The sequence below is a fragment of the Verrucosispora sp. ts21 genome (assembly GCF_002879555.1).
GTDB lineage: Bacteria > Actinomycetota > Actinomycetes > Mycobacteriales > Micromonosporaceae > Micromonospora > Micromonospora gifhornensis.
On the sequence record NZ_PNOZ01000138.1, the window covers coordinates 1 to 6,921 of the forward strand.

At 71.9% G+C, this 6,921-nt stretch carries 2 protein-coding genes; both read right to left on the minus strand.

Going from position 1 to position 6,921, the window contains the following annotated elements; translation table 11 throughout:
- Positions 1-4,299 (minus strand): non-ribosomal peptide synthetase (locus C1A38_RS29925; RefSeq protein WP_158244957.1); only part of this gene is annotated, 4,299 nt, incomplete at its 3' end.
- A gap of 220 nt (positions 4,300-4,519) precedes the next feature.
- The coding region (locus C1A38_RS29930; protein WP_146017653.1) for a non-ribosomal peptide synthetase at positions 4,520-6,921 on the minus strand (2,402 nt) is incomplete at its 5' end.

Consider the following 6,921-nt stretch of genomic DNA (forward strand, 5'->3'; position numbering starts at 1 on the left):
GACCATCAGCATGATCTGGAACAGGGGGTGGTGTGCGGTGGTGCGGGTGGGGTTGAGTTCTTCGACGAGGCGTTCGAAGGGGAGGTCCTGGTTGTCGTAGGCGGCGAGGTCGGTGTCGCGGACGCGGGTGAGTAGTTCGGTGAAGGTGGGGTTGCCGGTGAGGTTGGTGCGTAGGACGAGGGTGTTGACGAAGAATCCGACGAGGTTGTCGAGGGCTTCGTCGGTGCGTCCGGCGACGACGGTGCCGATGGGGATGTCGGTGCCGGAGCCCATGCGGGACAGCAGGGCGGCGAACGCGGCCTGCAACACCATGAAGATGGTCGTGCCACTGCCATTGACGAGTCGCAGCACCGCCCGGTGCATGTCCGCGTCGAGCCGGAACGGCACCGCACCCCCGCGGTGGCTCGCCTGGGCCGGTCGGGGCCGGTCGGCGGGCAGGTCGATGACCTGGGGGGCCCCGGTCAACGTCTCCCGCCAGAAGGTCAACTGCCGATTCAGCAGGCTGTCGGGGTCGTCGGCGTCGCCGAGGAGGTCGCGTTGCCAGAGGGTGTAGTCGGTGTAGGTGACCGGCAGTGGAGTCCAGTCGGGCGTGCGGCCTGCCAGGCGGGCCTGGTAGGCGGTGGTGATGTCACGCAGCAGGGGAGCCATGGAGGAGCCGTCCCCGGCGATGTGGTGCAGGACCACGACCAACACCTGGGCGGCGTCGGCGGGGCGCAGCAGCCAGGTCTTCAGCATCGGGTCGGCACTCAGGTCGAAGACATGTCCGACGGCGGCTTCGACGGCTGCGGGTACCTCGTCGGCGGTGAGGTCGAGGACGGTCAGCCCTGAAGCGGGGTTGTCGAGGACGACCTGGTAGGGCTCGCCGTCGACGGTGCGGAAGACGGTACGCAGCGCCTCCTGGCGGTGGATGACGTCGGCCAGGGCGGCGGCCAGAACCTCCGCGTCGAGGTCGTTGTCGAGTTGGATCGCGACGGGGATGTTGTAGATGGCGCTGGGGCCGTTGAGCTCGTTGATGAACCACAGCCGGTGCTGCGCGTACGACAACGGCAACCGCTCCGTCGGCGCCGCGGCCACCAGCGCGAGCCGCTCCCGAGCGGTCAGCTCGCCGATCCGGTGACCCAGCGCGGCAGGGGAGGGGGCGAGGAAGATGTCGCGGATGCCGACCTCGACATCGAGTACCGACCGGATCCGGTTGACCAGCCGGATCGCGAGCATGGAGTGTCCACCGAGGGCGAAGAAGTCGTCGCCCGGGGCCACCGTGGGCAGGCTCAGCACCTCGGCGAACAGGTCACACAGGACCGGGGTACGGGGAGAGCCGTCGTGCCCGCCGACGAAAGCGGGAACCGCGACCGGGCGGGTACGGGCGGCGCGGCGCCGCTCCTCCAGGCCCGCCTGCTCGGCGTCGGTGAGCACGTCGAGGGTGCTGACCGGGGTGCTCGGGTCGGTGGTGGCGGCCCGCAGCAGCCGCAGGTACGTCTCCAGCATCAGGGTCGCGGTGTCGGCGTCGAACAGGTCCACGTCGTACTGGAGCCAGACTTCGACCTCGGCGTCGTCGGCGGTGGCGATGCAGGAGAAGCTGAGGTCGAACTTGGCGGTGTCGAGGCCGGCCGGGGCGATCCGGCCGTCGAGGTCGAGGATCCGCAGCTCGTCCGGGGTGGACGTGTTGACGGTCAGCATCACCTGGAAGAACGGATGGTGCGCCAGCGACCGGACCGGGTTGAGTCGCTCCACCAGCAGGTCGAACGGGACCTCGGCGTGCGCGTACGCGGCGAGATTGTTGTCGCGTACCCGGACGACCAGGTCGGCGAAGCTGGGGTCGTCGGAGAGGTCGGTGCGCAGCACGGCGGTGTTGACGAAGAAGCCGATGAGGTCGTGCAGCGCTTCGTCGCCGCGTCCGGCGACGGGGGTACCGACCGGCACGTCAGGGCCGACGCCGAGCCGGGTGAGGGTGGCCGCGAGCGCGGCGTGGAAGAGCATGAACGCGCTGGCCTGGTGGGTGTCGCCGAGGTTGCGCAGGCGCTGGTGGGTGTCGGCGTCGAGGACCGCGCAGAGCGAGGCGCCCCGGTGGCCGAACTCGACCGGGCGGGGCCGGTCCAGTGGCAGGTCGAGTACGGCCGGCAGATCGGCGAGGGTTTCGCGCCACCAGGACAGGTGACGGGTTATCAGGCTCTCCGGCTGGTCGGCGTCGCCGAGAAGTTCCCGCTGCCAGAGGGCGTAGTCGGCGTACTGGACGGGCAGCGGCTCGAAGTCCGGTTCCGTTCCGGCCAGGCGGGCCCGGTAGGCGACCTCCAGGTCGCGCAGCATCGGGGCCAGTGACCAGCCGTCGGTGGCGATGTGGTGCACCAGCAGCACCAGCACCGAGCGCTGCGGCGTGTCGACGAGCAGCAGGGACCGCAGCGGCGGCTGCGTCGCGATGTCGAAGGTTCCGTCGACGAATTCGGCCACCCGGGTGTCGACGTCGTCGCCATGGCAGTCCTGCACGACCAGCAGCCGGGGGTCGGGGTCGTCGAGGATCCGCTGGACGGGTGTGCCGTCGACCGAGGGGTACACGGTGCGCAGCACCTCGTGCCGGGTCACCAGGTCGGTCAGCGCAGCGGCCAGCGCCTGCTGGTCCGGCACCCCGTCCAGTTCGATCACCAGCGGCATGTTGTACGTCGCGGTCGGTCCCTCCATGGCGTGGAGGAACCACAGCCGGTGTTGGGAGTAGGACAGCGGGATGAGTTCCTCGCCGGGCTCGGGCAGGTACTCGGCCGACCCCGATCCGGCGCACGGCTCGGCGGCGGTGGTGGTGCCACCCGGCCCGGACGCCGGGGTGGCCCGCAGCGTGCCCCGGTCGATCTTGCCGGTGCTGCTGCGGGGCAGGGCACCCACGAGCCGGACCACGCCGGGCACCGCAGCGGCGGGCAGCCGCTGCGCGAGATAGCCGCGGACCTCGTCCGCGCTGACCGTGCCGGCCACGTACGCGACCAGGCGCTTCATGCCGTTGCCGAGGTCCTGGGCGACGACGGCGCATTCGCGTACCCCGTCGAGGCCGAGCAGGACCGACTCCACGGCCGCCGGATCGATCCGGTGTCCGTTGATCTTGACTTCGTCGTCGAGGCGGCCCAGGTAGTCCAGTTGACCGTCGTCGCGGACCCGGACCCGGTCACCCGTGCGGTAGGCGGGCTGCCCGCCGAGGGTGGTGAACCGGTCAGCGGTCAGTTCCGGGCGACCCAGATAACCGTCGGCGAGCGCGCCGCCGAGCAGCCACAGCTCACCGTCCACGACGGCCGCCCGTACCCCGGGCAGGGGCAGCCCGATCGGAACCTCGTCGGCGTCGTCGTGCCCGGACAGGTCGGCCACCGTCGCGACCACGGTCGCCTCGGTCGGCCCGTACGTGTTGAGCAGCCGTACCCGGTCGCCGACGGCCTGCCGCCAGCGGGCCACCCGCTCGGGTAGCGCCGCCTCACCACCGATGATCACGGTCTGGAGGTTCGGGGGTAGTTCGGCGACCCCGGTGGCGAGCGCGTACGCCAGCTCGTGCCAGTACGCCGTCGGCAGGTCCAGAACGGTGATCCCGTGTCGGACACAACCGGCCAGCAGCGCCGGTACGTCGAGCATGTCGTCGTCGCGCAGCACGAGTGTGCCGCCGGCGGTGAGGGTCAGGAAGATCTCCTCGACGCTGGCGTCAAAGTGCAGGGGGGCGAACTGGAGCATCCGGTCGTCGGCGGTGACACCGTACCGGCAGGTCGCTCCGGCGACGAAGTGTGCCAGGGCGGCCTGTCCGACGAGGACGCCGTTGGGCGTTCCGGTGGAACCGGAGGTGTAGATGACGTAGGCCGTACCGGCTGGCACGCCTGCCCCGCTGAGCACCACCTCGCCCTGCGCGATCACCTGGGCCAGGGCCGGCGGCGTCCCCGCGCAGGCGTCGGCGAGGATCGCCTCGTTGCGGGCGGCCGGCGCAGCCGGGTCCAGCGGCAGGTATGCGGCTCCGGTACGCAGCACGGCCAGGACCGAGACGATCGCCTCCACACTGCGGGCCCGGCAGACGGTCACCAGCCGGCCAGGTCCGGCACCCTCGGCGTGCAACAGTTCGGCGCGCAGTGCGACAGCCGCGTCCAACTCCGCGTAGCTGAGGCGGGTCGCCCCGGCGACCAGGGCCGGGCGGTCCGGGTCGACGGCGACCCGCTGCGCGAACGCCTGCGACACGCCGACGACCGGCCCGGTGAGCGGCCCGCCGTTGAGGACCGTGCTCGCCCGACGGTCGTCGCGGCCCGGCCCGGCCTGGACAACCGGTTCCGCGTAGTCGATCGATGGCATTGCACTTCCTCCTGCGGTTTGCGGACGGGGTGGGCCCCGGACGGTCGCGTGTCTAACTCCAAAGTGGACAGAACTGGTGCCGCGTCCGGCCGTCGACTGCCGGCGGAGAGGGCCCGCCGGAAGGAAAAAGCCCCGGCGGTGCGCTGACATCAGGCTAGTCAGCACACCACCGGGGCAGCGGCAGTCGGCGCGGCAGGATGCTCCCGCCGCCGGGGCAGGTCTACCGCACGCCGGCTCGACGGCGCAGGGTCGGCCGGGCCGGCGTCACGGTGGCCGTCAGCCGTTCCACGAGCGCCGCCACGGTCGGCGCCTGGAACACGTCCCGGATCGTCACCTCGACCGACAACGTCGACCGAATCCGGTTGACCAGTCGCACCGCCAGCAGCGAGTGCCCGCCGATGCGGAAGAAGTTGTCGTCGAGACCGACCGGACGCCCACCGAGCAACTCCGAGAAGATGTCCCGCAGCACCTCCTCGCGCGGATCCCGGGCGGTCTTCCCGGCACCGGTGTCCTCCGGGTCGGGCAGCGCACGGTGATCGAGCCGACCGTCTCCGGTGAGCGGAACCGTCGTCAACACCACGACCCGCGCGGGCACCAGGTGCTCCGGCAGAAGCTGCGCGACATGCCGCCGCACCTGCGCGACATCGACCGACGACGTCGTCGGCACGACGTGCGCCACCAACTGCTCGCCACCATCGGCGTCTGCCCGGACGGACACCACCGCCCAGCGCACCGACGGATGGCTGATCAACGCCGTACTCACCCGCTGCGGGTCGACCGGCACCCCGTTGCAGGTCGGCGCGGCGACCGGCCCGTGCACCCGCAGGCCACCCTCGGCGGACCAACTCGCCGAGGTGCCGGTGGCGAACATCCGGCCACCACCCGCATCGGCGACGAAGCGGGCGGCGGTGGCACCGGGCCGGTCCGGGTAGCCGTCGGCGAGTCCGGGACCGCACAGGAACAACTCGCCCCGGACCCCGGCGGGCACCGGCCGCAGCCGATCGTCGAGGACGTGACAGCGCAGCCCGTCCTGCGCCACCGGCACATCCGGACCGACCGGCGGTGTGTCGACCACCCGGCCCAGCGCCCACCATCCGCCCTCGACGCCGCCGTACCCGTGCACCAGGCGCAGCGTGGGATGACGATCACGGGCCAGGGCCAGGTGGGCCGCCGCCGTACGACCGGTGACAAGGATCTGCCGTAGCCGGGTCAGCACCTGTGGGTGTTCCTCGACGAGCAGCGCGAACAGCTCCGCGGTGACCGTGAGGCTGGTGACGCCCTGCTCGGCGACCAGCCGCGCCAGCCGGGCGGCGGACGGCGGAGTCGGTGCCGGCAGCACGCATGTCGCTCCGGTGCTCAACGCGGACCACAGCGGCATCATGAACTCGCCACCGGCCGGTGCGGCCCACCCCAGCCAGACCTGAGCGGCGTCGGTGTCGAGTCCGGCGCGCCGTGCCGCGCCGACCAGTGCCCGATGCGGATATCGCACCGCACGCGGCCCGTCCGCGTCATCGACCACCAGTACGACGGCCCCGTCGCCGGGGTCGCGTGGCCCGGGCGGTGGGGCGGCCGACCGCTCACGCCAACCATCCACGTCGGTCAGCACCGTACGGCCGACCCGCAGCCCGGCCAGCCGGGTCGCCTGGTCCGACGTGGTCACCACCGCGGCGAGCACGACCGTACGGATGTGGGCGGCCAGCCTGTCATCGCGTGCCGCCGGGTCGAGCGGCAGGTACGTCGCCCCGGCCCGCAGCGCGGCGAGCACGGCCACTGCCAACGTCGGACCCGCCTCCAGGAGCACACCGACGGTGTCCCCCCGACGTACGCCGCGCGCGGCCAGGTGCGCGGCGAGCCGGTCGGCGTCGGCGTCCAGATCGGCGTACCGGATCCGGTCGGACCCGGTCACCACCGCGACGGCCTGCGGGTTGTCGGCGGCGTGCCTCGCGACCAGGTCGGCGAGCCCGACCGACTCGGCCCGGCAGCCGTGTTCGGCCGCGGGGCCGTAGCGTCGGCGCTCGGCGGGGGTGAGGACGTCGAGGTCGTCGATCCGGGTGCCGGGGTCCGCCGTCACCGCACGTAGCAGCTGGACGAAGCGGTCGGCCAGCAGCTGCGCCGTGGCCGGGTCGAACAGGTCGGCGGCGTACTCCAGCGCACCCTTGAGGCCCTTGGGCGCACCCCCGTCGAACTCCTCCCGTACTCCCAGGGTGAGGTCGAACTTCGCGGTGCCGGTGTCGAACGGGACCTCGGTGCCGGCCAGCGCGCTCGGCCCGGCCGCGCCGTTCTGCACACTGCCGGTGTTCTGCAGGACCAGGGTGACCTGGACCAGCGGGTGGTGTGCGGTGGACCGGTTCGGGTTGAGTTCCTCGACGAGGCGTTCGAAGGGGAGGTCCTGGTTGTCGTAGGCGGCGAGGTCGGTGTCGCGGACGCGGGTGAGTAGTTCGGTGAAGGTGGGGTTGCCGGTGAGGTTGGTGCGTAGGACGAGGGTGTTGACGAAGAATCCGACGAGGTTGTCGAGGGCTTCGTCGGTGCGTCCGGCGACGACGGTGCCGATGGGGATGTCGGTGCCGGAGCCCATCCGGGACAGCAGGGCGGCGAACGCGGCCTGCAACACCATGAACACCG